Origin of the sequence: Kribbella lupini (genome assembly GCF_039529595.1) — a bacterium.
Lineage (GTDB): Bacteria > Actinomycetota > Actinomycetes > Propionibacteriales > Kribbellaceae > Kribbella > Kribbella lupini.
The window spans coordinates 379393-404922 of the sequence record NZ_BAAANC010000002.1; the positions used below are offsets into that span (position 1 = coordinate 379393).

26 protein-coding genes are annotated in these 25530 nt (G+C 68.8%); 14 read left to right on the plus strand and 12 right to left on the minus strand.

What is annotated here, in order from left to right:
- Positions 1-3: 3 nt before the first annotated feature.
- The 6 genes from ABD235_RS15020 to ABD235_RS15045 form a co-directional block, all read right to left on the minus strand.
- On the minus strand, positions 4-843 hold the full coding sequence (locus ABD235_RS15020) for a nitrilase-related carbon-nitrogen hydrolase (RefSeq protein WP_344174549.1): 840 nt from the start codon (positions 841-843) through the stop codon (positions 4-6).
- A 131-nt stretch (positions 844-974) separates the two neighbouring features.
- The gene (locus ABD235_RS15025) at positions 975-3341 is read right to left on the minus strand and encodes a glycoside hydrolase family 31 protein (RefSeq protein WP_344174552.1); all 2367 of its coding nucleotides are present in this window, start codon (positions 3339-3341) and stop codon (positions 975-977) included.
- Positions 3342-3349: 8 nt separating this feature from the next.
- Entirely contained in the window at positions 3350-4201 is an 852-nt protein-coding gene (locus tag ABD235_RS15030) for a carbohydrate ABC transporter permease (protein ID WP_344174554.1), read from the minus strand.
- A complete protein-coding gene (locus ABD235_RS15035; RefSeq protein ID WP_344174556.1) occupies positions 4198-5097 on the minus strand; it encodes a carbohydrate ABC transporter permease in 900 nt (299 codons plus the stop codon). Before ABD235_RS15035 ends, ABD235_RS15030 begins: the two co-directional genes overlap by 4 nt.
- 35 nt (positions 5098-5132) lie before the next feature.
- A complete protein-coding gene (locus ABD235_RS15040; RefSeq protein ID WP_344174558.1) occupies positions 5133-6452 on the minus strand; it encodes an ABC transporter substrate-binding protein in 1320 nt (439 codons plus the stop codon).
- Between the two features lie 160 nt (positions 6453-6612).
- On the minus strand, positions 6613-7407 hold the full coding sequence (locus ABD235_RS15045) for an alpha/beta fold hydrolase (protein ID WP_344174560.1): 795 nt from the start codon (positions 7405-7407) through the stop codon (positions 6613-6615).
- Between the two features lie 145 nt (positions 7408-7552).
- On the opposite strand from ABD235_RS15045, the gene ABD235_RS15050 reads away from it, so the two are divergent.
- Together ABD235_RS15050 and ABD235_RS15055 are read left to right on the plus strand one after the other, a co-directional pair.
- Positions 7553-8260, plus strand: coding sequence for an SDR family NAD(P)-dependent oxidoreductase (locus ABD235_RS15050; protein WP_344174562.1), 708 nt, complete (start codon positions 7553-7555; stop codon positions 8258-8260).
- A gap of 43 nt (positions 8261-8303) precedes the next feature.
- Positions 8304-8906, plus strand: a complete 603-nt coding sequence (locus tag ABD235_RS15055; RefSeq protein WP_344174565.1) for a TetR family transcriptional regulator — start codon at positions 8304-8306, stop codon at positions 8904-8906.
- Between the two features lie 236 nt (positions 8907-9142).
- On the opposite strand, the gene ABD235_RS15060 is transcribed toward ABD235_RS15055, so the two are convergent.
- Both ABD235_RS15060 and ABD235_RS15065 read right to left on the minus strand, forming a co-directional pair.
- Complete coding sequence (locus ABD235_RS15060; RefSeq protein WP_344174567.1) at positions 9143-9820, minus strand: PhzF family phenazine biosynthesis protein; 678 nt, start codon at positions 9818-9820, stop codon at positions 9143-9145.
- Between the two features lie 123 nt (positions 9821-9943).
- Positions 9944-10138: a hypothetical protein gene (locus tag ABD235_RS15065; RefSeq protein WP_344174569.1), complete on the minus strand. Its 195-nt coding sequence runs from the start codon at positions 10136-10138 to the stop codon at positions 9944-9946.
- Positions 10139-10274: 136 nt separating this feature from the next.
- Here ABD235_RS15065 and ABD235_RS15070 point away from each other — a divergent pair, with 136 nt between their 5' ends.
- The 5 genes from ABD235_RS15070 (at position 10275) to ABD235_RS15090 (ending at position 14173) form a co-directional block, all read left to right on the plus strand.
- Positions 10275-10691: an SRPBCC family protein gene (locus ABD235_RS15070; protein ID WP_344174572.1), complete on the plus strand. Its 417-nt coding sequence runs from the start codon at positions 10275-10277 to the stop codon at positions 10689-10691.
- Positions 10688-11233, plus strand: a complete 546-nt coding sequence (locus ABD235_RS15075; RefSeq protein ID WP_344174574.1) for a TetR/AcrR family transcriptional regulator — start codon at positions 10688-10690, stop codon at positions 11231-11233. Before ABD235_RS15070 ends, ABD235_RS15075 begins: the two co-directional genes overlap by 4 nt.
- A gap of 185 nt (positions 11234-11418) precedes the next feature.
- Positions 11419-12111, plus strand: coding sequence for an Imm52 family immunity protein (locus tag ABD235_RS15080; RefSeq protein ID WP_344174576.1), 693 nt, complete (start codon positions 11419-11421; stop codon positions 12109-12111).
- Between the two features lie 249 nt (positions 12112-12360).
- Positions 12361-13485 (plus strand): serine hydrolase domain-containing protein, encoded by a 1125-nt coding sequence (locus ABD235_RS15085; protein ID WP_344174578.1) that lies wholly within the window; start codon positions 12361-12363, stop codon positions 13483-13485.
- 28 nt (positions 13486-13513) lie between these two features.
- Complete coding sequence (locus ABD235_RS15090; RefSeq protein WP_344174580.1) at positions 13514-14173, plus strand: alpha/beta hydrolase; 660 nt, start codon at positions 13514-13516, stop codon at positions 14171-14173.
- Positions 14174-14222: 49 nt separating this feature from the next.
- Here the strand turns inward: ABD235_RS15090 and ABD235_RS15095 are convergent, their stop codons facing one another.
- Entirely contained in the window at positions 14223-15401 is a 1179-nt protein-coding gene (locus ABD235_RS15095) for a serpin family protein (protein ID WP_344174582.1), read from the minus strand.
- 175 nt (positions 15402-15576) lie between these two features.
- On the opposite strand from ABD235_RS15095, the gene ABD235_RS15100 reads away from it, so the two are divergent.
- Genes ABD235_RS15100 through ybiA form a run of 3 tightly spaced genes read left to right on the plus strand, consistent with a single transcriptional unit; the run spans position 15577 to position 17862 of the window.
- On the plus strand, positions 15577-16599 hold the full coding sequence (locus ABD235_RS15100; RefSeq protein WP_344174584.1) for a permease: 1023 nt from the start codon (positions 15577-15579) through the stop codon (positions 16597-16599).
- The gene (locus ABD235_RS15105) at positions 16596-17297 is read left to right on the plus strand and encodes a TIGR03943 family putative permease subunit (RefSeq protein WP_344174586.1); all 702 of its coding nucleotides are present in this window, start codon (positions 16596-16598) and stop codon (positions 17295-17297) included. The genes ABD235_RS15100 and ABD235_RS15105 overlap by 4 nt, the downstream gene beginning before the upstream one ends.
- A gap of 1 nt (position 17298) precedes the next feature.
- Entirely contained in the window at positions 17299-17862 is a 564-nt protein-coding gene (gene ybiA, locus ABD235_RS15110) for a riboflavin biosynthesis intermediates N-glycosidase (protein ID WP_344174589.1), read from the plus strand.
- Here ybiA and ABD235_RS15115 read toward each other — a convergent pair.
- Positions 17843-18721, minus strand: a complete 879-nt coding sequence (locus ABD235_RS15115) for an EamA family transporter (RefSeq protein WP_344174591.1) — start codon at positions 18719-18721, stop codon at positions 17843-17845. The genes ybiA and ABD235_RS15115 overlap by 20 nt on opposite strands.
- 73 nt (positions 18722-18794) lie before the next feature.
- Between ABD235_RS15115 and ABD235_RS15120 the strand changes: the two genes are divergently transcribed.
- The 3 genes from ABD235_RS15120 to ABD235_RS15130 all read left to right on the plus strand — a co-directional run bounded on the left by ABD235_RS15120 (position 18795) and on the right by ABD235_RS15130 (position 22333).
- Positions 18795-19703, plus strand: a complete 909-nt coding sequence (locus tag ABD235_RS15120) for a LysR family transcriptional regulator (RefSeq protein ID WP_344174594.1) — start codon at positions 18795-18797, stop codon at positions 19701-19703.
- 161 nt (positions 19704-19864) lie between these two features.
- On the plus strand, positions 19865-21292 hold the full coding sequence (locus tag ABD235_RS15125) for a cellulase family glycosylhydrolase (RefSeq protein ID WP_344174596.1): 1428 nt from the start codon (positions 19865-19867) through the stop codon (positions 21290-21292).
- Positions 21293-21379: 87 nt separating this feature from the next.
- Positions 21380-22333 carry a right-handed parallel beta-helix repeat-containing protein gene (locus ABD235_RS15130; RefSeq protein WP_344174598.1) on the plus strand — a complete coding sequence of 318 codons (954 nt, stop codon included), beginning with the start codon at positions 21380-21382 and terminating at the stop codon, positions 22331-22333.
- A 41-nt stretch (positions 22334-22374) separates the two neighbouring features.
- Here ABD235_RS15130 and ABD235_RS15135 read toward each other — a convergent pair whose 3' ends face one another.
- Complete coding sequence (locus ABD235_RS15135; protein WP_344174600.1) at positions 22375-23229, minus strand: helix-turn-helix transcriptional regulator; 855 nt, start codon at positions 23227-23229, stop codon at positions 22375-22377.
- 113 nt (positions 23230-23342) lie between these two features.
- Here ABD235_RS15135 and ABD235_RS15140 point away from each other — a divergent pair, with 113 nt between their 5' ends.
- Positions 23343-24761, plus strand: coding sequence for an MFS transporter (locus ABD235_RS15140; protein ID WP_344174602.1), 1419 nt, complete (start codon positions 23343-23345; stop codon positions 24759-24761).
- Positions 24762-24765: 4 nt separating this feature from the next.
- On the opposite strand, the gene ABD235_RS15145 is transcribed toward ABD235_RS15140, so the two are convergent.
- A complete protein-coding gene (locus tag ABD235_RS15145; protein WP_425553178.1) occupies positions 24766-25491 on the minus strand; it encodes an SDR family oxidoreductase in 726 nt (241 codons plus the stop codon).
- Between the last annotated feature and the right edge of the window lie 39 nt (positions 25492-25530).

Sequence of the window (25530 nt, forward strand, 5' to 3'; positions counted from 1 at the left end):
TCGTTACGGCTTGGTCAGGTCCCCGTAGGCGTCCGGCCGGCGATCGCGGTAGAACTGCCACCGATCCCTGACCGTGTCGAGCAGGCTCAGGTCGAGGTCGCGGACGATGAGCTCGGGGTTCTGGTCGTCCCCGACCTCACCGACGAACTTGCCCTCGGGATCGACGAAGTACGACGTCCCGTAGAAGTCGTTGTCCCCGTACTCCTCGACGCCGACCCGGTTGATCGCCCCGACGAAGTACTCGTTGGCCACCGCGGAGGCCGGCTGCTCCAGCTTCCACAGGTACGACGACAGGCCGCGGCTGGTCGCCGACGGGTTGAAGACGATCTTGGCCCCGGCGAGCCCGAGCGCCCGCCACCCCTCCGGGAAGTGCCGGTCGTAACAGATGTAGACCCCGATCCGCCCCACCGCGGTGTCGAACACCGGGTACCCGAGGTTCCCCGGCCGGAAGTAGAACTTCTCCCAGAACCCCTTCACCTGCGGAATGTGGTTCTTCCGGTACTTCCCCAGGTACTTGCCATCAGCATCGATCACCGCGGCGGTGTTGTACAGCACGCCCGGCTGCTCCTGCTCGTACACCGGCAGCACCATCACCAGGCCCAGCTCTTCGGCCAACGCCTGGAACCGCTCGGTCGTCGGACCCGGCACCGACTCGGCGTACTCGTAGAACCCAGGATCCTGGACCTGGCAGAAATAGGGCCCGTAGAACAGCTCCTGAAAGCAGATCACCTTCGCCCCTTGGGCGGCCGCCTCCCGCGCATACCCCTCATGCGCCTTGACCATCGACTCCTGGTCCCCGGTCCAGGTCGTCTGCACCAAAGCCGCCCGCACGATCTCCGCCATCGCGAACCTCCCGCTAGCCGAGCACCCATGCTCCGCCCGACAGCCACCCGGAGTCAACGGATACAGCCGGCCAGAGGCGGCTGGGGCCCCGTCGGCGGGCGCAGAGGCTGCGCCCCCCGACGGGAAGTTGTTCAGCCGACGGCGCCCAGTAGCTCGATCAGGGCTGAGCGGACTGCTTCCGGGAGGTTGACGGCGGTGAGTTCGGCGATGCGTTCGGCCGCCGAGCGGTCGGCGTTGACGATCTCCCAGGCCTCCAGCTTCTCGGGGTTGCCGGTTTGGGCTCGTTCGAGCAGCTCCTGGATCGCGTCCAGCTGGGAGGTGCCGACGCGCAGGTCGCCGTCGACGTGGACGACCGAGTTCTCGCCGGAGCGGGCGCTGAAGGTGACGCTCCACCGGCCGTCGGTGCCGGTGGGGTCGACGGGCTTGCCGTTGGCGGTGACCTCGCCGGTGGGGAGTTTCGCGAGAAAGGTGATGGTCCACTCGCGGACGGCGGGCACGACCTCGGCGCGACCAGAGATCGCGTCGATCTGGAAGTCGCCGGTCTCGGGGTTCCAGCGCAGGGTCGTACGGGCTGCCGGGCCTCCGTCGGGGCCGATGACGCGGTCGTCCTCGTCGTCCTCCGCGAGGACGAACTCGCCTGCTGCCGACGGTGCCACCAGCACCTCCAACGCGGCGGGGTTCCGGGTCGCGTCGAGGTTGTTGGCGAGCGGGAGGATCCCGCCCTCGCGGAGCAGCACCGGGATGGACGCCGTTGAGCGGTGCAGCTCGACGGCGCGGTCGCCGTGGTAGACGGTGCCGGTGAAGATGTCGGTCCACGTGCCGGCCGGCAGCCACGCGCGCACGCTCCCGCGCAGGGACGACGGGCTGCGCGGCTCCGTGATCGGCGCGACGATCAGCTCCGACCCGAACGCGTACTGATTCGGTACGCCGTACGCCTCCGACCGCCGCGGCTCCAGGTGGTACATCGGCCGCACCAGCGGCGTACCAGCCGCGGCCCGGTGGTTCATCGTGTGCAAGTACGGCACCAACCGGTGCCGGAACCGCAGCGCCTCCCCCATCGCGTCGCGGTGCTCGGCCGGGAACGCCCACGGCTCCTTGCGGATGAACGGGTTGTTCGCCGAGTGCAGCCGCGAGATCGGCGAGAACACCCCGAACTGCACCCAGCGCGTGGCCAGTTCGTCGTCGCGGACGCCGCGGGTGTGGCCGCCGATGTCGTGGCTCCACCAGCAGTACCCGATGTTGGCGGCCGTCGCGGTGAACTCCGGCTGGAACGCCAGCGACGCCCACGACACGACCGCGTCACCCGAGAAGCCCACGGCGTACCGGTGGCTTCCCGGACCGGCGTACCGCGAGAAGGTCATCCCGGGTCGCCCGTCGCGCGCCGCGTCGAGGTGGTGGAAGTGGTTCAGCAGCCACAGCGGGTCGATCCCGACCACGTTCGAGCTGGAGCCCTGCTGCCAGTCGATCCACCAGAAGTCGACGCCGTCGGCCTCCAGCGGGTGGTGCAGCTGCGCGAAGTACGCCCGGAGAAACTCCGGATCCGTCGGGTCGAACGGGATCGCCGCGCCACTGTCCGGATCCACGCCGACCGCCCGCGCGACCTCCGGGTACGCGTCCTCGAACGCCCGTACGCCGTCCGCCGGGTGCAGGTTGAGCGTCGTCCGCAAGCCCCGCTCATGCAGGGCGCGCAGGAACGCCGGCGGATCCGGGAAGAGCGAGCGCTCCCACGAGTACCCGGTCCAGCCGTTGCCGTACTCCGGCGGCACCGAGTCGACCCGGTGCCAGTCCATGTCGATCACCGCGACCGAGAACGGGAGCTCCTCGTCCCGGAACCGGTCCATCAGTGCGAGGTACGAGTCGGTCGTGTACGGGTGGTACCGGCTCCACCAGTTGCCCAGGGCCCATCGCGGCAGCCGCGTCGGCGCCCCCGAGACCGCGTAGAACGCCTCGACGGCGGCCGCGTAGTCGCGCCCGTAGGCGAACACGTACAGGTCACGCCGCCCCGGCTCGCGCGTGCCGATCCAGCCGTCGTCCTCGAACAGGAACGACTCGGAGTCGTCCAGTACGGCGACGCCGCCCGGCGCCACGACTCCGGGTCCGAGCTCGGCGCGGCCGTCGACGTCGTCCAGCGTCCGCGTCGTCCCGCCGAGGTCGTTGGCCGGTTCGCCGTAACGCCAGCGTCCGCTGTCGCGCCCGAGGCACTCGACGAGCAGCCCATGGGTGGAGAACTGCTCCCCGTCGTACCGCAGTCGCGCGCGCTCGGTGGTGATGACGACACCGCGCTCGTCGCGCTCGACGGTGAAGTCGACCGGCTCGACCTCACGCCGTACGGCGAACGTCGAGACCCGGTCCTCGAACGCGCCGTCGTCGGACCACTCGATCCGGAACAGGCCGGCGCCGAGCACCGTGACCCGCCAGTGGTCGCCGGTCACCTGACGGTCGGCGTGGGCGCGCGGCGATGCCTCCGGCAACGGCCTGACAACGGGAAGGTCGGTCACGGTTCTCCTCAGCTCTTGACGGCGCCCTGGGTGACGCCGCTGATCACCCAGCGCTGGGCGAACAGGTACACGATGATCGTCGGTGCCATCGTCATCAGGTAGGAGGCGAAGGCAACGTTGTAGTCGGTGCCGAAGTCGCTCTGGAAGATGTTCTGGACCACCGGCAGGGTCTGCAGCTTCGGGTTCGCGGTGATCAGCGACGGCAGCATGAAGTCGTTCCAGGAGGCGAGGAAGGCGAAGATGCCGACGGTGGCGTTCATCGGCCCGAGCAGCGGCAGCACGATCCGCCGGAAGATCTGCCAGGTGGACGCTCCGTCCATCCGGGCGCTCTCCTCCAGCTCGGGCGGGACCGTGCGCAGGTACGCCGTGTAGAGCAGCACGCTGAACGACAGCTGGAACATGGCGTGCAGGATGCCGACGCCGACCGGGTTGTCGAGCCCGGTCAGCGCGGTCAGCTTGATCTGCGGCAGCGCCACCACCGGGAACGGCAGGAACATTGCCGCGAGCAAGTAGATGAACGACCAGCGGAAGAACCGGCGCGACCAGTTGCGGGAGATCGCGTACGCCGCCAGCGAGCTGAGCAGCAACGTGAGCACGACCGTGATCGCCGCCACCGCGACCGAGACGCCGAAGGCGACCGGGAACCTCGTGAGCGTCCACGCCTCGGCGAAGCTGTCCGGGTTGAACGGTTTCGGCAGGGCGAAGGCGTTGCCGTCGACCGACTGGCCGCTGGTCTTGAACGCCATCGACAGCGTCACGTAGAGCGGCGCGAGCACGGTCAGCGACGCCAGCGCGAGCACGATCGTGACAGGCCAGTTGGTACGCCGCTGCCGGCGCGGCGCGGTCTGCAGGGCGCTCACAGCCGAACCATCCTTCCGCGGGTCGCGACCAGTTGGACGACCGAGATGAGCACGGTCAGGACGAAGAAGATGGTGGCGTTCGTCATCTGGTAGGCGTAGTCGCCGCCGGTGAAGCCGCCGAAGATCGTGATCGCGACGCTGCGGGTCGCCGTACCGGGACCGCCGCCAGTGAGGCCCACGATCACGTCGTACGCACCGAGATAGCCCTTCACGCCGAGGATCGTGTTGATCACGATGAAGCCGCTGATCAGCGGGACCGTGATCGATCGGAACTGGCGCCACGCGCCGGCGCCGTCGATCGCGCTGGCCTCGTACAGATCGGCCGGGATCGCCGTCAGGCCGCCGATGTAGACCAGCATCGCGCCGGGAATCGTCTGCCACGCGGAGACGATGACGATCGAGAGCCAGGCGAGGTCCGGGTCGCCGAGGATGCTCTGCTCGAGCGGCGCGAACCCGGCCGACGTCGCCAAGGCCGGGAGCGTGTTCGAGAACAGGAAGCTGAACACGTACGCGACGACGATGCCGGACAGGACCATCGGGAGCACGAACACGCTGCGGAGCGTGGTGGCGGCCCGGATCTTGCTGGACAAGCCGACCGCCAGGGCGAGGGCGATCACCTGGGCGATGACGACGGTGACGGCGGCGAAGCCGATCGTGAAGGTGTACGACTCCAGGATCGCGGGGTCGTCGAACAACGCCTGGTAGTTGCGCAGGCCGAGGAACGACCAGTCGCCGACGCCGATGTAGTCGGTGAAGCTGTAGAAGATGCCGACCAGGGCCGGCCCGACGACGAACGCGGTGAACAGCACGAGCGTCGGGACGAGGAACAGGTAGTAGATCGGCTCGACCCGGCGCGGGCGCCGCTTTCCGACGGCGGGGTGCGCCTCGGTCGTCATCGTTCTGCCTTTCGGATGGACGGTGGCCGGCGCGGTCATGTGGTCGCCCCCCGCCGGGCCAGGCGGCGCCAGTCGGCATCGAGATCCTTGAGCAGCCCGTCGAAGTCGCCGCTGCTGATCGCCGACTGCAGGTAGTTGCCGAGCGGGACCGAGGTCGGGATGAACGTGCCGGCGCCCTGGTAGAAGGCGCCGCGGTCGACGTACGTCTGCAGGCCCGCCAGGCGCGGGTCGCGCTGGGGCGGCGCGTCCTTCGTGGTCGCGTAGGCCAGGTTGTCCTGGTTGTAGGCGTTGATGATCTCCGGCCGCATCAGGAACTCGACGAGGTCCTTGGCGGCCTGGACGTCCGCCGAGCGCTGCGGGATGTAGAGGCCGAGGTCGACGTTCACCCGGGCCTTGCGGTCCTTCGGGTCCTCGCTGACCGGGAGCGCGAACGTACCGAGGTCGAGCTTGGGGTCGACCAGCGCGATCTGCCCGATCGCCCACGGGCCCTGCAGGTACATCGCCGCCTGCCCCTTGCCGAAGGCAAGGTTTCCGTCCTCGTACGAACGGACCGCGTGGTCGGGGTTGAAGAAGGTGGAGATCGTCTTCGCGCGTTCCATCGCTGGTGCGAACGTCTTCTGGAACGACACCTCCGAGTTCGGGCCGACGTCGGCGCCGATCTCGTTCATCTTCGCGAAGAACGCGGCGGTGTCGACCAGGCTGCCGACGGAGTAGTCGAACAGTCCCTGCCAGATGGTCCAGGTCGTCCGGCCGGTCGCGTAGACGGGGACGATCCCGGCCCGCTTCAGCTCGGTGCAGACGGCCACGAACTCGCTCCAGGTCGTTGGCACCGGCAACTTGTGGTCGGCGAAGATCTTGCGGTTGTAGATGACGCCGGCCGCGGCGAGCGAGTACGGGAGCACCGCCGTACGGCCCGGGTACGTCGCGTACTGGTCGGTCAGGCCGCCGATGTCGCTCCGGATCCGTTGCGCCGACGGCAGGTGCGACAGGTCGCTCAGCTGACCACGCTTGATGTAGCGCGCGAGCTCGAGGTTGTCGTTGAAGCAGCCGACGTCGGCCGGTTCGTTGCGCACGAACTGCGGCGCGATCGACGAGGTGGTGTCGTGGACGACGGTCAGGCCGGGGTGCTCGGTCTCGAAGGCGCGCAGCAGCTTGTCGAAGTACGCGATCACTTCCTGCTTCTGCTCGAAGAACCGCAGCGTGCGGTTCGGCTGTTGCGCAGAGCAAGAGACACCGAGCGCACCCGCGGCCGCGATCCCGCCGACCCGCAGGAGAAACGACCGCCGTCCGAGTGTCGCGGCCCGGCCGCCCAGGCCTGCGAGACGTTCGCCTGCGTGCCGGACGTCAGAACCCACGGGCCATCTCCCCAGAGTGACGATGCATTGGCGCCTGAAGTTTACAACGTTGCAAATCCACGTCAAGACAAAGGTCGGAGTGTCTCGGGATGCGGTTTCCCAGGCCGGTCGGGTTACGGATCAACGGCGCCAGGGCACCGGCTGGAAGCTCTCGGACGCCTTATCCGGCGAGGAAGTGGACAAGGTCCCTGACGACTCGTTCCGGTTCTGCGAGGTGCGGACCGTGACCACATCCCTCGTAGACGACTTGCCGGGCATCCGGGATGTCGCGAAGGAGGATTGCCTGGTCGCCGGCGACGAAGGCGTCTTGATCTCCCCAGATCAGCAGGGTCGGTGCCGTGATCCGCTCCAGGGCAACTGGCAAGTCCGCATCGATGAGCCCGCGCAGCGTCTCCTTCCAGACGCGGGCCGGGATCTTCTGGCTCTCACCGACGAGCACACGGACCAGTTCATCGGGTACCGATGCGGGAGACGTGGCGAGCACGAACTCCTCGACGAATGCCGGGTCGACGGGGTCCTCGAGTTTCGCGATCTCCTCCCACCTCGCGATGACACCGGGCTTGTCGGCGAGGGCGACCGGCGCGGAGAGGAGCACCAGTGCTGAAACCCGGTGCGGCTGGCTGCTGGCGACCAACTGTGCGACCAATCCTCCACTGGAGGCGCCGACGATGGCCGCACGCTCGAGCCCCACCGCATCGAGGAAACCCAGGACATCCGCGGCGAAATCACCCGGCGCGTATCCACCCGGGCCATCCGCGCCTCCGTGACCACGCAGGGTCAGGGCGTAGCCATGGAGCGCCGGCGGGAGGTGCTCGAGAACGAGTTCGAAGTACCGCCAGGACTCGACGTAGCCGTGCACGAAGACAACGGGGATGCCTCCGGGATCGCCTGTCTCGGCGAAGTCCACTGAAAGCCCGCTCGCCAGGGTGACCGTCTTGGCACTGATGGTGTGCACGATCGAGTCTCCGTCCCCTGCCTGCCGATGCTTCCATCATCGCTGAGCGGCGCCCTTCCATTCGTATGTCACTAACTATTGATTTACTTAGCGGCCGGGTGCATGCTTGTAACTGTTCAGTTAGATACAGCTTCAAGGAGGAGACATGACCACCACACTGATCACCGGAGCGAACAAAGGACTCGGCTACGAGACGGCTCGCCAACTGGTGGCTGCGGGGCACACGGTGTACGTGGGGGCTCGCGACGCCGAGCGCGGTGCTCAGGCGGCCGAGCGGCTGGGGGCGCGGTTCGTTCAGCTCGACGTCACCGACGACACCTCGGTCGCCGCGGCGGTCAAGCAGATCGAGGCCGACGGTGGACTGGACGTGCTGGTCAACAACGCCGGGATCGAGGAGCGTACGGCCGACGGTGGGTTCGTTGCGGCCGCGGAACTGACGGCCGACAACCTGCGGGAGGGTTTCGAGACCAACGTCTTCGGCCTCGTTCGCGTCACCCACGCGTTCCTGCCGCTGCTCCAGCGGTCGGCAGCACCGGTCGTCGTGAACGTGAGCAGCGGGCTCGGACTGACGCGGGACCTGGCCTCGTCCGACGCGCCCGCGCATTTCTACCCCGGGATCACCTACCCGGCGTCGAAGGCGGCGGTCAACATGGTCACGGTGCAGTACGCGAAGGCGTTCCCCGGCATCCGCATCAACGCCGCGGACCCCGGATTCACCGCCACCGATCTGAACCACAACACGGGAACGCAGACGGTCGAGCAGGGGGCCGCGAGCATCGTCCGCCTGGCGCAGATCGGACAGGACGGCCCGACGGGCGGCTTCTTCGACGCCAACGGGCCAGTGGCCTGGTGACGACCTGCCGGAACCGGACTCGCCCGCAGGTAAGGTGATCAGCATGTCCGAGGCGGCCGCGCGGAAACCACGTCCGCGCAACGCGGCGGCGACCAAGGCCTTGTTGCTCGAGGCAGCGACCGCGGAGTTCGCCGAGTACGGATTCGCCGGCGCGCGGATCGACCGGATCGCCGAACGCGCCGGTGCCAACAAGCGCCTGCTCTACGTCTACTTCGGTGACAAGAACCAGCTGTTCGACGCCGTCGTCCAGGAGCAGACTGAGGCGGTGCTCGAGGCCGCTCCGATGGACGAGGGTGACCTGCGCGCGTTCGCGATCGCCCGCTTCGACTACATGCTGGCCAACCCCGACGCCCGACGGCTCGCTGCCTGGCGCGCCTTCGAGCAGACCAAGCCGTCGGACGCCGAGCGCGGGGCGTTCCGGGCACGCATCGAAGCAGTCGAGAAGGCGCAACGCGCCGGGCGAATCCGGACCGACATCCCGGCGGCGGACCTGTTCGCGTTCGTCTTGCGGATGACCGAGAGCTGGCTCAGCGCCCCACCCGCGCTCCTGGCCGCCGGCGGTGGCGACCCGCTCTCGGCCAAGCGGATACAACAACACCGTGCCGCGCTTGAGGCCGCCGTACGCAGCCTCGTCGAACAGCCGTAGGCGTACGCCGAGAACCACACCGGCCGTACGCGATCAGCGCAAGACCGCACGTGCAGGTACTGCTATTGCCGACGTCCGCTAACCGGAGCTGACCGGAAGAACTCGGCGATGGCCTGGCGACGCTCGCGAGATGCCGGCGGCAGGTGATGCTGGGCCTTCGACCGACACAGCCCGGCCGACGCCTTCGACCGGTACGGCGCGGCCGAGTCCTCCGGTGCGGCGGACCGCCCTTCGGCTCAGTAGGTGATCGTGCGGCTGGGGGCCGGGAGGACTCGGCCGCCTACTGTGGTCCAACCGCCGGAGAGATCGGTGGTGAGGAGTTCGGAGCCGGCGCCTTGGGTGATGTGGAGCGAGCGGCCAAGGCGGGCAGTGAGTTGGGTGGCGGCTGAGCCGGTGGCCTCGTCTTCGGGGATGCCCATCGCGGGAGCGAAGACTCGCGCGCGGATGCGGCCCTGGGGCTCGTCTTCCCAGGCCCAGAGGTACGTGTGACCGGCTGGGTAGGCTGCGGGGTCTGCGGCGACTACGTCTGCGGGGGTGTCGAGCTGGCGCCAGTCGAACGTGCTGCCCCAGGAGGAGTTCGCGCGTACGGCGGTGATGTCGTTGGTACGAATGATCGAGACCTCACCGGCCGGCACCCGCAGTACGTCGACCTGCCGGCCCTGCGCGTGCAACCACCACGCGACGCCAACGGTCGGGTGCCCGGCGAACGACATCTCGCCGGTGGGACTGAAGATCTGGATCACACCGGCGGCCGGGTCGTCGACGAAGACGGTCTCGCTGTAGCCGAGCCGAGCAGCCATCCGCTGCCGCTCCTCGCCGGGAACCAGCGTCCCGTCGACGATCCCGAGCGGGTTGCCGAAGGCACCGGAGGGGTCGACGAAGACCCGTACGACGTGAACGTCCACGGTGGTCATCCGTTCACCCCGCGATCTCGCAGCGACGGCGTCGTGCGGTCACCGCTTCACACACAAGTGGCCCGGTCGGCGCTGCGCGACGACGTCGCGGCGCGGCACTTCGCCGTACCGGGAACTGCTCGGTCAGAGGACGAGGATCGCGGCGACGACGGCGATCAGGACCACGACGGCGCCGACAACGGCCAGCATGCGGCCGTTCATCTTCGGCTCCTCGGCGGCGTGGACCTCGCCCTCGCTGACGAAGGCGCGGAACATCTGGGTGCTCGCGCCCGGGTCCTGCTCGTTCTCGGTGGCGTGGTTCGTGTTCTGGTCGGCCATGGCGAAGACCCTACCGGCGGCACCGGATCGTCAGCACACCGCAATCGCCGATCTGACCCGACTCTTACCGTCCGTGCACACAGCGTCGACGCTCGGCTGATCGACGACCACGGACCGCGCATGTACCATTTGGTACATGCGCTTCGATCACTCCACCACCGTCAACGCCCCCGCCGAACGCGTCTGGGCGGTCTTCAGCGACGTCGCCCACTGGCCCGACTGGACCCCGACCGTCGAGTCCGTCGAGCGCCTCGATGGGGGCGACCTGCGCGTCGGCGCCCGGACCCGCATCCGCCAGCCCAAGCTCCCGGTCGCCGTCTGGGAGGTGACCGAACTGAAGGACGGCGAGTACTTCGAGTGGGTCTCCCGTGCGCCAGGCATCAAGACCACCGGCGGCCACCGCGTCGTCAGCACCCCGGAAGGCACGGTCGTGACCGCGACGATCATCCAGGAAGGCCCGCTCGGCTGGATCTTCGGCAAGCTGTACGCCAAGTTGACCAAGGAGTACATCGCAACCGAGACCGCGTGCCTGAAGAAGGTCACCGAGGCGTGAGCCGCGAGTCCTTGCTGACCGAGGCCGTCGAGCACTTCGCGAAGAACGGGATCGGGGATGCCAGCCTGCGGGCGATCGCGGCGTCGATCGGTACCAGTCACCGGATGCTGATCTACCACTTCGGTTCGCGCGAGGGATTGCTGGCCGAAGTGGTTCGCACGGTCGAGCAGCAGCAGCGTGACCTGCTGGCGGAGCTCGAGGATCTGCCGCTGGAGCAGCAGGCCGAGCAGTTCTGGCGCCGTGTGACCGAAGCGGCGTTGATCTACGGCCCGTTGTTCTTCGAGCTGTCCGCGCACGCGATGCAGGACCTCCCCCACACCGAGGCGCTGAAAGCTGACCTAATCAACGTCTGGCTCCCTCCGCTGGTACGGCTCTGCGTGAAGGCAGGAATCCCCGAGGACCAAGCGCCGGCGTACGCACGCCTGGGCCTGGCCGCCTCCCGTGGGTTGCTCTTCGACCTCCTCCTCACCGGCGATCGCGCCGGCGTCGACGAGGCCTCCGCCCTCCTCAACCGTCTGTTCTCCCCGGAGGAACTCCGCTGACCGGCGCACCGAGCCGTCGGACCTGACCTTGCAGTGCTGAACTGGTACCGCGGGATGCAGGAGTACCGGGAACTGCAGGAGCGCCTCGAGCCGCGGTTGTGTACCAGGGCGGGCGTTCTGGCCTGGCGCGTCCAGTCGTGAGCAGACGAAGGCGAGGTCGTCCCGCGGCGCGATAGGTTCATCCCGTGGACGAGCCGCTCATCACACGGGGATTCTGGGGGCCGCGGCAGGAGACACCGGATCAGGTCGCCGACAGGTTGCTCACGTTTCTCGCAGGGCTGGACGAAGTGGTCGGGGAGAGTGTTCGGTGGTCGTCGCCCGAGTCTCCGGGGCAGTCGCTCGCCGAGCCGGGACATGCTCGGCGGGTGATTGCCGACGCGTTTCGGGCGAACACCGATGCTCCGCAGCTCGGGATCAATCAGGCGTACGACGGGAGCGGGCAGCGGGTCGGGAAGTTCCGGATCAGCATGGGCGTGGGGCGCTACTCCGAATCCCCGAACGCGCACAACTCGTTCGTGGTGCGGTGGGTCGGAGCCGAGGCGCTCGCGGACCCGATCCTGCGCCGGGTCGTCACGGCGTGGGATCCCGACTGGGGCAATGTGACCTCGAGGTCCCTCAGGGACGCTCTGGCCGGGCTGCAACCTGCCGGCAAGCCGGGGCCGGACATCGGATACCTGACCTACCTCTCCGAAGGCAGGGCGCGGGCCATGCCGGGCGGCTTGGGCCAGCAGGTGGTTGAGCTCGACGGCGGCGGCGTCATTATCGGCTCGAGTGAGAGCAGCGACCTCCTGTCAGTGGAGAAGACCGCCCAGCTCGCGGAGGTGCTCAGGCCCAGCCCGGCCTTCGCCCCGACGCCGACTTCCCGCAGCAAGTTCTAGCCGAGGCCTACCTCGATGGCGTCGACGCCGTGCATCGCTGGCGTCGACCCCCTGCATGGCGCTGGCGTCGACGCCCTGCATCGCTCCTGTCGAGGTCCCGCATCGCTGGCGTCAAGGCCCTGCATCGCTGGTGTCGAGGTCCCGCATCGCGAAGCGGTGGTGCCCCACTCCGACCTGTGTCCATGCCGAAATCGCAGCCGGCCGCGAGTCCTTGCATCAACTGCGAGGACTCCCGTTGAATGTGCTGCGATGACGCTCTTTACGTCGGTGGTGGACTCGGTCGAGAAGCTGGTTCTGGGTGGAGAGGTTCCCGGGGCGGTGGTTGGGGTCGCCGATGGGGAGCGGCAGTGGATTCAGGGTGTGGGGCTGGATCGTCCTGGTGGTGGTGCACTGCAACCTGACGCTGTGTTCCGGATCAGCTCGATGACGAAGCCGATGACCGCCGCGGTGACTCTCCAACTGGTCGACGACGGAGTGCTCGCGCTCGACGATCCCATCCATCGTTGGCTTCCTGAGCTGAGTGGGCAGCGAGTTCTTCGACAGCTCGACGGGCCGCTCGAGGACACCGTTCCGGCCGACGAGGCGCCGACAGTGGAAGACCTGTTGCTGATGCAACTGGGGTTTGGGTTCGCCTTCGAGGTGGACAAGTGCCCGGTCGCGGAGGCGGCGTTCGCGGCGGGGCTGGGCATGGGGCCGCCGATGCCTTCTGCGATCCCGCACTCGCCCGACGAGTGGGTACGCCGGTTCGCCGAGCTGCCGTTGATGGAACAGCCTGGGCGGCACTGGCGCTACGAGTTCTCGTACGCCGTCCTCGGGGTCCTGCTCGCCCGCGCGGCCGGCACTGATCTGCCGACGTTGTTCAGCGATCGCGTCTTCGATCCGCTGGGCATGAACGACACCGGGTTCAGCGTTCCGTCGCACGCGCGCGACCGGCTGATCCCTTGCTTCACCGATGGGACAGCGCTTTTCGACGACGTGCCGGACAGCGACTGGCTCACTTCTCCGGTCTTTCCCAACGCAGGCGGCGGCCTGGTCTCCACCGCGGCGGACTATCTGACCTTCGTGACCAGCTTGTCGACGGTCGATCCACAACGGGGAGACGCGATGGCGGTCGATCGGCTGACCGCTGAGCAGCGGTCGGGGCCGTCCGCGCAGATCTTCCTGGACGGCGAGGGCTGGGGGTACGGCGTGCAGACGCGCCCGGGCGGCCCGGGCACTCCCGCTCGGTACGGCTGGGGTGGAGGGCTCGGCACCCTCTGGTACTCCTACCCCGAGCACGGCATTTCCGCGGTCCTCATGACTCAGCACCTGCCTCCGTCTCCCGCGACCATCGCTGCCCTGACCGACCCACTCGACGCAGTTCTTTCCACCTGACGCGATCACTTCCACCGAGAGGTTCGACATGGACGAACTGGCCGGAGAGCCTGTCACCGAGAGCTTCCCGTACGACGACGGGCGGCAGGTCACCGTGTACGTGCCGCCGGAGCCGCCCGAGGCTGTCGTGTTCGCCGGCGACGGGCAGTTGATCTCCGGGTGGGGTGAGCAGCTCGAGGCCGCGGACGTGCCGCCGACGATGATCGTCGGCGTGCACCGGACCGATGCCGAGGACGAGATGGTGCGGATCAAGGAGTACTCGCCGTCGTTCGACGCGGAACGGTTCGCCGCGCACGAGAAGTTCTTCGTCGAGGACGTCGGGCAGTGGGTGCGGTCGCGCTTCGGAGTGGCGTTGCCGGCTGAGCGCACCGCGGTGTGTGGGGTGTCGGCGAGTGGAGAACTCTCGCTGGCGATGGGGATTCGGCACCCGGACGTCTACGGTGTCGTCTTCTCTGCCTCGCCGGGCGGGGGTTATCAGCCACCGACCGAGCTGCCGGGTCCGTTGCCGCGGACCTATCTGGTCGGCGGCACCTTGGAGCCCTGGTTCCTCGAGAACGCGGCCCGGTGGGCGGACGCGCTGCGCGACGCCGGTGCGGACGTCGTGCTGACGGAGCGAGTGGGCGATCACGGCGATCCTTTCTGGGCAGAGGAGTTCCCGCTGATGGTGGGCTGGGCGTTCGGAGGTTGATCGGCCTCACCGGTCCCGGGCCGACCGACCGGTTCCGGCGGGACGCCGGCTACTCGGGTTCGGTCGGGGTCTGGATCCAGCCGGTGACCACCGGCAGACCGGTCGGGCGATGAACCGCGGTGAACGCGAAGGGATGGGTCAGCGCGACCGCCAGACGAGGTGAGCTCGGCATCAGCGCCGCCGTTCGGGTCATCCCGATGGCGGTGATCGCGGCGGCCTCGAAGCCGGTGGCGTGGAAGCGGGCGAGGACGGACTGATTGGCCTGGCCGACGGCCAGCGGGTCCGGGCTGATCGCGGAGAAGTGGCCCTGCTCACCAGGGTCGGTGCTGACTGTGGTGAGACCGAAGAGCGATCGGAGTGCCAACAGGTCGTGCTCCGCCGAGACGGAGAAGGACGGCAAGGCGATCGTCAGGTCAGGCGCGGCCGCGGTGGTCTGGGCGAGGGTCAGCGCGGGCGCCAACTGCTGCCCGGGCTCGGCTTGACCGATGAGCGCACTGCCGGGGCGTCCACCACCCGGATTGGCGATGGCGTCCAGGAGACCCGCCAGGACGTCAGCTTGCGGCGTACCAGGGGCGGCGACGCCGAGGACGACATCGACATCGGCGTCACCCGCGACGGTGATCACCGTCAGACCACCGGCCTCTGAGTCGTGGACCCGTACTGCGTCGAGGTCGGAGTCGGTGCGGTCCAGCCAGTGCCACGAGCCCGCCCACTCGCCTTCGTGGATGTGCTTGATCTGTTCCCGGAAGGGGCGGACCCAGGTGGTGTGCAGGGAAAGCGCCGAGGCGAGCACCAGCGCCAGGTCGGGCGTGAACTCCAGCGGCATCTCACGGATCAGCCCATCGGTGTGCTCGGCGGCCCAGGCGTCCAGGTTGGCCTTGTCGACCGCGGCATCGCCGACGAGCGTGCCGGTCAGGTCGGTGGGCAGCACGCTGTCGAACGACTCGCTCAGCTTGAGCTGCTGATGCACCCACAGGCCCAGGGCGGCGTGGAGATCCGACGCCTCGTCGAGCGCACCGATCAGCTCCACCGCTTGGGAAGCGGCAGTGGACGGGTCGACGCCGGCGGCCTCGGCCAGCTCGGCGCGGCCTGGTTCGTCGGCGGCAGCGGACAGCAGAGCGAGCAAGGGCCACAGGCCCAGCCCGGAGATCACGGTGTTGCCGGGGGCGAGCGTGCGCACCCAGCGTGAGGTGAGGCTGTTGACCGCGGTCACGACGTTGGCATCCATGCGTTCCACCCTGCCATGGCGAAGAAGGCCTCAACAGGAACCGAGGACGCACTCTCCAGGCATTTCCCGAGCACCACAGTCCGAAGGCCAGTTTCCAGCGGGACGACGGTGATTTTCATTTGCGAGCACGGACGGTAGTCGATCCCGTGCGGAATGCTGTGGTTTGATGCCGCCCATGAGTACGCCGGAAGTGACGGAAAACCCCGTTCTGACGCCCCCGGAAGAGCCGCCCCAGGAGCCCACCGGCTCCTCGATCGCGTTCACGATCACCCTCGTCGTCCTGGTCGGCCTCGCCCTGTTCGGCCGCAAACTCTTCGCCGGCCTGTTCACCGACGACGGCGTCCGCACCTGGGCCACGATGTTCGTCGGCGTCACGGTCCAGGCGCTGCCGTTCCTCGTCCTCGGCGTACTGCTCTCGGCGGCTCTGACCGCCTTCGTCCCCGCCTCGTTCTTCGCCAAGGCCCTCCCGAAGCACCCGGCCCTCGCCGTCCCGGTCGCGAGCGCGTCGGGCGTGATCCTCCCCGGCTGTGAGTGCGCCTCGGTCCCGGTCTCGGCCGCGCTGATGGCCCGTGGCGTCACGCCGGCGGCGGCGATCGCGTTCCTCCTCTCGGCCCCCGCGATCAACCCCGTCGTACTGGCCTCGACCGCGGTGGCCTTCCCAGGTCAGCCCAAGGTCGTCGTCGCCCGGGCGCTGACGTCGATAGCGGTCAGCATGGTGCTCGGCTGGCTCTGGCTGCTGACCGGCAAGGGCAGCTCCTGGCTGCGGATGCCGAAGAGCCGGCACGCCGAGGGCACCGCCAAGCTGGAGGTCTTCCGCTCGTCGATGCTGCACGACTTCCTGCACGCGGGTGGCTTCCTCGTGATCGGAGCGGCCGCAGCGGCGACGCTCAACGTCGTGGTCCCGCGCGAGTGGCTCGACCACGTCGCGAGCAACCTGCTGCTCTCGGTCGTCGTCCTGGGTCTGCTGGCCGTGCTGCTGGCGATCTGCTCGGAGGCCGACGCGTTCGTCGCGGCCAGCCTGACGCAGTTCTCGCTGACCGCGCGGCTCGCGTTCATGGTGGTCGGGCCGATCGTCGACGTGAAGCTGATCGCGTTGCAGGCCGGGACGTTCGGGCCGAAGTTCGCCGTACGGTTCGCGCCGGCCACCTTCGTGGTCGCGATCGCGGCCAGTCTTCTCGTCGGATGGTGGTTGCTGTGAAGCGCAACGTCGCGGGTCTCGTGGTCGTCTTCGTCGGAGCGGCGATCGTCCAGCTCGCGATCTCCGACACCTACCTGCGGTACGTGAAACCCGGCATGCGCTCGATGCTGCTCGCGGCCGGCATCATCCTGATCCTGCTCGCCGTTGCCGACGTTCTCGCCGACACCCGCTCCACGAAGCAAGACGACGGTCACGACCACCACGGCCTCCCCCGCGCCGCCTGGTTGCTGCTGATCCCGGTCTTCGCGCTGCTCGTCGTCGACCCGCCCGCCCTCGGCGCGGACGCCGCCCAGCGGCAGTCCCCGGTCGCGTCCAAACCGGTCGCGCCGAAGGGCAACTCCTGGCTCGCCGACAGCGCGCAGAACGTCGGACCGGTACCGTTGGCGGTCAGGGACTACGCCGTCTGGGCCGTGTGGGAGAAGGAGAGCATGAAGGGTCGCGACTTCCAGCTCACAGGCTTCGTCACGCCCGGCAAGAACGGCAGCTGGTACGTGTCCCGGATCGGCCTGACCTGCTGCGTCGCCGACGGTACGGCGTTCATGGTGGAGGCCCGCGGCCAGGCTGCCCCGCCGAAGAACCAGTGGGTCACCGTCACCGGCGAGTGGGCCGAGCCGACCAAGCGTTCCGATGGGGACGTCGCCGCGCTGACCGTCTCCGAGGTGAAGACCGTGACCGCACCCGCCAACCCGTACGAGTGAGATGACCACACCCCGGTCCACCGCTGACCTGCTCGACGGCCTGTCCCGCAAGAAGCGCTACAAGTACGTCTTCTTCTGGGGCGACACCCCGCGCCGCGACGGGCAGGTCGACGCGAGCTGCCTGAGCCAGTGGTTCCACGCGCCGTTCACCGTGGACGGCGTGCGCTACCCGACCGCCGAGCACTGGATGATGGCCGGCAAGGCCCGGCTCTTCGGCGATCGCGACGCCGAGCAGGCCGTGATCGCCGCGGGACATCCGCAGCAGGCCAAGGCGATCGGCCGCCAGGTGAACGGGTTCGACACCGAGACCTGGCAGCGTCACCGCCTCGATCTCGTTGTCGAGGGCAACATCCACAAGTTCGCCCAGAACGACGCGCTGCGCGACTACCTGCTCGGGACCAAGGACCGCGTCCTGGTCGAGGCCAGCCCGGTCGACCGCATCTGGGGCATCGGCCTGGCCGCCGACGACGACCGCGCCGAGCACCCGGCCCAGTGGCGCGGCCTCAACCTGCTCGGCTTCGCCCTGATGCGCGCCCGCGACCAGCTCACCCAACCGGAGCAGTAACCCGCTCACGCGGCCGGATCACCGTGCAGGCCATCCCACCCATGATCAGTACGGCGGCCACAGCCTGCTGCAGGCCGACCGCCTCGCCGTGCAGCAGCCAGGCCGCACCCATCCCCACCACCGGCACCAGCAGCGAGAACGGCGCGACGGTGCTGGCGTCGTACCGGCCGAGCAGGAAGCCCCAGGCTCCGAAGCCGAAGAGCGTGGCGGCACCCGCCAGGTAGAGCAACGCGGCAGCCCCACCCAGATCGATGCTGCGCAAAGCATCGAGATCAGCGCGCGGCCCCTCGACCAGCAGCGACAGGACAGTCAGGGGCAGTACGGCGACGGCGCTGACCCACACCATGAAGCGGAGCATGTCCTGCGGCTTGGCGTGCCGGGTCACCGTGTTCGACACGCCCCAACAAGCCCCGGCCGCGATCACCAGCAGCAGCGCACCCAGCGGCGACGCCAGTCCTCGGTCGAGCACGATCAGCAGCAGCCCCAAGCAGGCGACCCCGATCCCGAACAGCTGCGCCCGCCGCGGCCGCTCCCGCAGGACCAGTACCGCGAACAGCACCGTGAAGATCACCTGTGACTGCAGCACGAGCGACGCCAGCCCAGCCGGTACGCCGTGATCCATCGCCACGAACAGCAGCCCGAACTTCGCCACGCCCAGCGCCAGCCCGACCGCGATCACGTACCGCCAGGCAACCCGCGGCCGCCCCAGGACGAAGATCGCCGGCACGGCCGCCAGCAGGAACCGCAGCGCCGAGAACAGCAACGGCGGGAACTCCTCCAGCCCGACCTCGATGACGACGAAGTTGATCCCCCAGACGAGGACGACGGCGAGCGCGAGCAGCACGTGACGAGGGTTCATACGACCAAGGATGGGCCGCGCTACAGTTAAGGACCAGCACGGATTGCTACCGTGCACGATGTAGGAGCGCTACATGATTGATCTCGGCCGCCTGCGCGCGCTGCACGCCGTCGCCCTGTACGGATCGGTCGGCAGCGCGGCCGACGCGCTCGGTTACACCCCGTCCGCGGTCTCCCAGCAGCTCGCCAAGCTCGAGCGCGAGACCCGGACGACACTGCTGGAGAAGCGCGGTCGCGGCATCGTCCTCACCGACGCCGCCCAGGAGTTGGCGGCCACGGCGTCGAAGGTCCTCGAACTCGTCGAGGACGCCGAGCTCCGCCTCGAGGAGCAACGCGGCCAGGCCATCGGCGAGCTCGTCATCGCCGCGTTCCCCACGGCCGCGCGCGGCCTGCTCCCGGTCGCCCTGCCGGGGCTGATCGACGGCAACCCCGCGCTCGACGTACGGGTGGTCGAGATGGATCCGTTCGACGGCGTCGCGGCGGTCCAGCGCGGCGAGGTTCACATCGCCGTCGTGCACGACTGGGCCAACACCCCGCTCACGCTCACCGAGGACCTGTCCCGCACCAAGCTGGGCACGGATCCGGCCGACGTCCTGGTCCCGACCACGCATCGACTGGCCGACAAGGAGACCGTCCGCCCGGCCGACCTCGTCGGCGAGCGCTGGATCTGCCAGCCACCGGGCACGATCTGCCACGACTGGCTGGTCCGGACGATGCGCAAGGCCGGGGTCGAGCCCGACGTCGTCTACTCCGTCGCGGAGTACCAGACCCAGATCGCGATGCTCGACCGCGGGCTCGGGATCGGCATGATCCCCCGCCTCGGCCGCGGGCCGCTGCCGGAGAACGTCACGGCGATCCCGCTCCAGCCGGCACCGAGCCGCCGCCTGTACGCCGTCTGGCGGACGGCGACCGCCCGCCGGCCTGCCGTCGCTGTCACTCTCGGCGCGTTGAAGACCGCCTGGCGGGACCGCAGTACCGCCTGAACACCTCTGGTGGAACCTTTAGCGGTAACTGACAGCGACCGATTGACAGCGGTCGGCATCCCCGCTAGGTTCCCCGGAACCGTTAGGAAACCTTCCTATTAGGTCCCGATGCAAGTCCTCACTCCGTCCACCGCCCCCGGCGAAGTAGGAGGCAATTCGCGATGACGCGTACCCGCCGCTGGTCAGCCGTGGCCGCCAGTACCGCACTGGCCGCCACCGCCCTGGTCACCACGAGCGCGAGCACCAGCTCGGCCGCTCCCGTCCGCTACGAGTCCGAGAACGCCACGATCTCCCAAGGCGTCGTCGAGTCCAACCACGCCGGCTTCACCGGCACCGGGTTCGTGAACTTCGACAACGTCACCACCAGCTCGCTCGAGTACACCGTGACCGTGCCGTCGGCCGGCCCGTACTCGCTCAAGTTCCGGTACGCCAACGGCACCACCACCAACCGCCCGCTCGACGTCGCGGTGAACGGGACGCTGGTCGCCAACGACCTCGGCTTTCCCGGAACGGGCGCCTGGACGACGTACCAGACGATCACCGCCACCGCGAACCTCGTGGCCGGGACCAACAAGATCAGGACCACCTCGGTCGTCGCCGAGGGCGGCCCGAACGCCGACTCGCTGACCGTCGACACGGTCACCGCCGCCGCGACGCCGGTCGCGATCAACGGTCAGCTCCGGGTCTGCGGCCTGAAGCTGTGCAACCAGTACGGCAAGCCGATCCAGCTGCGCGGCATGAGCACGCACGGCATCCAGTGGTTCAGCCAGTGCGTCAAGACCGCCTCGCTGGACGCCCTGGCCGGCGACTGGAACGCCGACGTGCTGCGGATCTCGATGTACATCCAGGAGGGCGGCTACGAGACCGACCCGCGCCGCTTCACCGACCTGGTGCACGGTTACATCGAGGAGGCCACCCGGCGCGGGATGTACGCGCTGGTCGACTGGCACCAGCTGACGCCGGGTGACCCGAACGCCAACCTGGCCCGGGCCAAGACGTTCTTCACCGAGATCGCCGACCGGCACAAGGACAAGAACAACATCATCTACGACATCGCCAACGAGCCGAACAACGTCTCCTGGGCCGGCATCAAGTCGTACGCCGAGCAGATGATCCCGGTGATCCGGGCCAAGGACCCCGACGGCGTCGTGTTCGTCGGCACCCACGGCTGGGCCTCGCTCGGGATCTCCGACGGCCGCACCGAGGCCGACATCGTCAACAACCCGATCAACGCGACGAACTTCATGTACACGTTCCACTTCTACGCGGCCTCCCACAAGACCGAGTACTTCAACGCGCTGTCCCGGGCCGCTGACAAGCTCCCGCTGTTCGTCACCGAGTTCGGCACCCAGACCGCCAGCGGTGACGGCGGCAACGACTTCACCAACGCGCAGAAGTACCTGGACTTCCTGGCCGCCAAGAAGATCGGCTGGACGAACTGGAACTTCTCCGACGACTTCCGCTCCGGCGCCGTCTTCAAGGAAGGCACCTGCGCCGGCAACACCTTCGCCGGTACGTCGGTCCTGAAGCCGGCCGGGGTCTGGATCCGCGACCGGATTCGCACCGCGGACGACTTCCCGACCAGCTGACCAGCGCCCGGGCCGGTCCTTCCCGCCCCCGAGGACCGGCCCGGGCCCCTCCCCTGAGTCCTCACCGCCCCCTCGAAAGGACAACTCATGGGACGACCACTCCTGACCCTTCCGCTCGCACTCGGCGTCGTCGCCGCCGGCCTGGTGGCCGGTCCGGCGCACGCCGCGACCATCGACGTCAGCACCGCCGCCCAGCTGAAGACCGCGCTGGCCGGCGCGAAGCCGGGCGACACGATCAAGCTTGCCGACGGCACCTACACCGGCAACTTCAAGACCACGGTCTCCGGCAGCTCGTCCGCGCCGATCACGCTGACCGGCAGCGCCGCCGCCGTACTGACCGCGGGCGGTGGCTACGGACTGCACCTGAACGGCGCGTCGTACTGGCAGGTCAAGGGCATCACCGTGACCGGTGGCCAGAAGGGCATCATGATCGACTCCGCCACCCGGGTGGTGATCGACGGTGTCACCGTGCACGGCCTGGACATGGAGGGCGTGCACTTCCGCAACTCCAGCACGTACGGAACGATCCGCAACTCGAAGATCTACGACACCGGCAACGACGGCCGGGGCATGGGCGAAGGCGTGTACGTCGGCAGCGCCGGCGGGACGTCGGACAAGTCCGACCACGTCCAGATCCTCGACAACACGATCGGCCCGGACGTCGGTGGCGAAGCGATCGACCTGAAGGAGGGCACCACCGGCGGACGCGTCGCGGGCAACTCCTTCGACGGTCGTGGCCTGACCGGCGCGAACTACGACGACAGCTGGATCGATGTCAAGGGCAACAACTACCTGATCGAGAACAACACCGGCAGGAACACCACCAACAACGGTTTCGAGACCCACACCCAGCAGTCCGGGTGGGGCTGCGGGACTGTCTTCCGCAACAACCGGTCGGACCTGACGGGGGCCACCGGCAGTGGGCGGTACGCGTTCAACATCACCAACTACGACGCGGCCGGCTGCAAGGTCACGATCGACCGCAGCAACACCGTCACCGGCGGGAAGGGCCTGGCCAACCCGGGCATCCCGATCGGCTGAGTGACCGGGTTTGCCGGGGGCGCCTTGGACGCCTCCGGCCGTCACTCGCCGTCGACGAGGATCCGCAGCTTGGTCTCGGTGTCCTCGTCGGCGGCGGTGTAGATCGTCACCCGGGTCCGGCCGAGCCGGTTGAACCACATGTTGACCGGTTCGACCGCGAGCCGCCCGACGCGGGGGTTGTCGACCACCTTGACCTTGTTGCTCGGCGCGGCGACGTCGTACCGGTTCCACAGGTCGGCGAACTCGGCCGACTCGGCCAGCAGCCGCTGCGTCATGTCCTGCCAGCTCGGCTCGCCGAGATGGTCGGCGGAGGCGGCGCGATAGCCCGCGACCATGTGCAGCTTCATCGACTGCGCGTCCTCGAACGAGCACTGCCACTGCTTCGACACGAAGCTCAGCCAGAGGATGTTGCGCTGGTGCTCCGGGACCTGGGTGAAGTCGAGCATCACCTTGCAGTACGCGTCGTTGAACGCGAGCACGTCGTAGCGGGCGTTCAGGACCAGCGCCGGGTACGGCGAGGCGCGGTCGATCATCTTCTGCACCGATGGCGGCAGGGCGACGCAGTCGCCGCTCACCGGCCCGGTCGGCAGCCCGGCCAGCGTGTACAGGTGGTTGCGCTCCAGCCGGTCCAGGCGCAGCGTCCGGGAGATCGCCTCGACCACCTGAGTGGACACGTTGATGTCGCGGCCCTGCTCGAGCCAGGTGTACCAGGTCACGCCGACCCCGGCGAGCTGCGCGACCTCCTCGCGGCGCAGGCCCGGCGTACGGCGACGGCCGCCCGGCGCGAAGCCGACCTCCTCGGGCTGGATCCGCTCCCGGCGGCTCCGCAGGAACTCCGCCAGCGCACGCCGGCGTTCGGCCGGACCACTGGGACGAGTCACCGACACAACGCTCATCTCTCCATGGTGGTCCAGCGCGCGAGCCGGCGAAAGGCCCGTGCCAGGTGGTGTGAATACCAGGATAACCAGGCTCTCACTACCCGGATAAGAACCGGCGCAGGCTGGTCACCATGACACAGACCTCCGCTCCGCCGACCGGCGCGCCCGCCAAGTCGCCCCTCGGGCCGGTGGCACTCACCACGCTGCTCTTCGGCGCCTTCCTGCCGATGCTCTCCTTCTTCATCATCAACGTCGCGCTCCCGGCGATCGGAACCGACCTGCAGGCCACGCCGGGCGAGCTCCAGCTCGTGGTCGGCAGCTACGGCATCGCCAACGCGACGCTGCTCGTCGTCGGCGGACGGCTCGGCGACGGTTTCGGCCGCAAGCGGCTGTTCCTGGCCGGTCTGATCGGGTTCACCGTGACCTCGCTGCTCTGCGCGATCGCTCCGACGATCGGCGTCCTGCTGGCCGCCCGGGTGCTCCAGGGCGCAACCGCTGCGGCGATGACTCCGCAGGTGCTCGCGTCGATCAGCAGCCTGCTGACCGGTGAGCACCGGGCGCGGGCGCTGGCCATGTTCGGTGTCGTCGGCGGCGCCGCTGCGGCGCTCGGGCAGATCCTCGGCGGCGTACTGGTCGAGGCCGACGTGTTCGGGCTCGGGTGGCGCGCCGTCTTCCTGGTGAACGTGCCGGTGGGTGTCTTCGCGGTGGCAGCCGCTGTGAGGCTGCTGCCGGAGACACGAGCCGACAAGGCTCACCGGGTCGACCTGGTGGGCGCCGGGCTGCTCGCACTGACGCTGGTACTCCTGCTGCTGCCTCTGACCGAGGGGCGCCCGCTCGGCTGGCCGCTGTGGACGTGGCTGTCGCTGGCGGCCGTCGTACCGGCTCTTGGTCTGCTCGGACTGCACCAGCACCGGGCGGAGAAGGCCCAGCGAGCACCACTCATCCCGCCGTCCGTCCTGCGCCTGAAGGCGATGCGGATCGGGCTGCTGCTGGCGATGGCGTTCTTCACGACGTTCGGCGGGTTCATGTTCGTCTTCGCGCTGGCCACCCAGGGTGAGGCCGGCATGTCCCCGCTGGAAGGCGGTCTGAGCCTGCTGCCGATGGCGGTCGGCTTCCTGATCACCTCGATCTACGGACCGAGGCTGCAGGCCCGGTACGGCGCCGGCCTGATCGTCCGCGGCTGGCTGATCCAGGCCGTCGGGTACGCCGTACTGGCTGCTATCGCGCTGGCGCTCTGGCCGGAGGTCACCCCGTGGACGCTGGCCGTACCGATGCTCATCGCCGGCTTTGGCAGCGGACTGGTGATGGTGCCGCTGATGGGAGTCGTCATCGGTCAGGTGCCGCCTGCGCAGGCCGGACTCGGCAGCGGGATCCTGCTGACGAGCCAGCAGACCTGTCTGGCGCTCGGCGCGGCCACGGTCGGTACGGCGTACCTGTCACTGTCCGGTACGTCGTGGGGCCAGGGCGGCTCGCTGGCCGCGGTCGCACTGGCCATCACGGCGATCTCGCTGCTGATGACTCCGGTGACTCGTCAGCTGCGGAAGTCCTGACCGGTCACCAGGGGACGGTGCCCTCGTCGTCGAAGAAGCCGCCGCGCGGACCGTCGTCCGGCAAGGTGGCGAGCCGGACGACGATCGCGGCACCTTGCTCGGCGGTCCGGGGTGCGTTGAAACCGGTGAAGTCGGTGGCGACGTACCCCGGGCAGGCGGCGTTCACGATGACGTTCGTGTCGGCGAGGCTCCGGGCGTACTGGACGGTGATGCTGTTGAGCATCGACTTCGACGGCGCGTACGCGGCCAGGACCGGACCGGTCTGCAGCGTCAGCGAACCCATGTTGCTCGACAGGTTGACGATCCGCGGTGACTCCGCACGACGCAGCAGCGGCAGCATCGCGTTGGTCACCCGGACGACCCCGAAGACGTTCGTGTCGAGGACGGTGCGCAGGACGTCGAGGTCGAGGGTGGTCGGGTCCTGCGCGCCCCCGTCGGTCCGGCCGGCGATGCCGGCGTTGTTGACGAGCACGTCCAGCCGCCCCGCGGTCTGCTCGATGGTGGCCGCCGCCGTGGCGACGCTCTCGTCGGAGGTGACGTCGAGGGCGACTCCGAACGCGTCGATGCCTTCGGCCTTCAGTTGGTCGACCGCCTGGTTCCTCCTGGTTTCGTCGCGGGCCCCCACCGCGACCGTGAAGCCGATCGCCCCGAGGCCCCGAGCGACGGCAAAGCCGATTCCCTTGTTCGCGCCGGTGACCAGCGCGGTCTTCGTGGTGTTCACGCCCTCCATGCTGGGTACGCCGGGCATCCGGAGTCCAAGACCGATTGG